Here is a 1,937-nt window from a genome sequence, read left to right as displayed (position 1 = left end):
GCATCTAAACGCGTGCCCGGCAGACGATTGGCCCGTCGCATTCACCGCGCCGGAGCCGAACCCGGACCAGGCCACGCAATCACCGGCTTCGCGCTGTTTGGAGCGGCCGGGCACGACGCCAGGAGCTGCGTCCACGCCGGCTCCAGGCCATTTGTATCGATGTCAAATGAAGCAAGGTTGGTCTTGCCCTCCGGCGTCAACGTGCCCTCCCCCATCTGCAGACGAGGGGCTGCCAGCATTGCCTTCATTGGACCCGGCGCAATCGTGTCGCTCCATACCTCGTACTTTCCCACGCGCGCCGGGAATTTGCCGAAGGCCACGGATTTTTCCGAACCCGCCATCATGATGACCGAACTCGCGCCAGCGGTGCCTTGGTCGAGTTCCCGCAGGAATGTCAGCCGCGCGCGATCCCTGTTCTCGCAGAACAACCGCCACTCCAACATTCGAAACGATGCACCACTATCCTTCTTCGCAAGCGCAATCTTGCGGACAAATGGACGGACCGCGGGTTCCAACGTCCAGGCGGTTTCGGGGAAAGGCCGCGTATCGATCCCAAAGCTGGCAATCTGCTCGCGGGTGAGGACATGCATGTCCTCGAATTTGATGGTGCTGGCGAGATAGAGCAGTCCGGTATCCGCACCCATCCTGACGATATAGGTCGAGAGCATGCGCTCGGCGCGCGCAAGGCCCCGCTCGGTCGCGGCCGCGCGCAGCTCGCGGCTCGGCGTTCCCCCACGGAAATGCACCACCACCTTCGGCGAATGAACCGCAAGCACCGCATCGGGCGCGATCTCGCGGGTAGCCGCGCCCAGTACCAGATACGGGCACGCCGAGTTGCACATCGCGCCGCGGGTCCAGAGATCGCCATGCAGCTCGCGGCCGGACTGTTTCAGCTTGAGGCAGACGTCGCTGTCCTGCGCCTCGAAGCCGCATTCCTTCACCACCGTACGGGCCACCCTGGCGACCACGGGTCTTTCGCGGAGCATCGCGCCCATCGCCAGCGCCTGATCCAGATTGCCGCCGGGCGAGGAAAAATATATCGGCAAACTGCGATCCCTGACCTGCCGCAGGAATTTCTGAAAGCGCGCCGCGGCATTGGAATCGATCTGGCCCTCGACCGCGATCCAGCGATCGCAGCCGGGCCCGCAGGCATTCGGCGCACCCTTGGCGACATAGAACGTCATCGGCGCCGCCGGCGCCGTGCCGGGCACAGGGCGCACAATGGGGGCGGCCTGCGCCGGTCCGCAGATCAGGACAAGGATTGCGACCAGAACGGCGCGCAGCGTCATGGGAACAGCGGCTCAAAGCGATGTGAGGTCACGATTGCGAAAAGGCTAACAAGCCTTTGGTGCAAAGTCCATGCGACGGCAACCAGGGGATGCGGTAAATTTGCCGACCTCGCTGTAGACATCAGCGGCGACCGCGCGCCGATTTTTCCGATATTTGCCGGATTGCAGCGGCCGAATCCCCTGCTATACCGCTCGTTCCCGCTTACCTGCGCTCGTTCGCAGGAGTGAGCTACAGGAGACATCAATGCCCGACGAACCGCGCAAATCCGAGTCCGGATTCCAGTACAGCATCACCAACCTCAAGCCGGTCGAGGCCGCGCAAAAAATCGCCCTCACCTTTCCCGACGGCGCGAAACGCGAATTTCCCAGAGAGATCACCGGCCTCGACATCGCCAGGGGCATCTCGCCCTCGCTCGCCAAGCGCACCGTGGCGATGGCGCTGGATGGCGCGGTCGTCGATCTCAGCGACCCGATCGCCGGCGATGCGAAGATCGAATTCATCAACCGCGACGACCCCCGTGCGCTGCAACTGATCCGCCACGATGCCGCGCATGTGCTTGCCGAGGCTGTGCAGTCGCTGTGGCCGGGCACGCAGGTCACGATCGGCCCGGTGATCGAGAACGGATTCTATTATGACTTCTTCCGCAA

The 1,937-nt window shown here is 63.4% G+C and carries 2 protein-coding genes; one reads left to right on the top strand and one right to left on the bottom strand.

What is annotated here, in order from left to right; genetic code table 11:
* Positions 1 to 41: 41 nt before the first annotated feature.
* Positions 42 to 1,289, bottom strand: coding sequence for a hypothetical protein (locus tag WCE35_RS12735; RefSeq protein WP_424593702.1), 1,248 nt, complete (start codon positions 1,287 to 1,289; stop codon positions 42 to 44).
* Positions 1,290 to 1,533: 244 nt separating this feature from the next.
* On the opposite strand from WCE35_RS12735, the gene WCE35_RS12730 reads away from it, so the two are divergent.
* A partial coding sequence (locus WCE35_RS12730; protein ID WP_424593701.1) for a TGS domain-containing protein occupies positions 1,534 to 1,937 on the top strand: 404 nt, incomplete at its 3' end.

This window comes from Bradyrhizobium sp. (assembly GCF_049691595.1).
GTDB lineage: Bacteria > Pseudomonadota > Alphaproteobacteria > Rhizobiales > Xanthobacteraceae > Bradyrhizobium.
The sequence above is the reverse complement of the archived record's forward strand: the minus strand, read 5'-3'. Positions and strand labels throughout refer to the sequence as shown.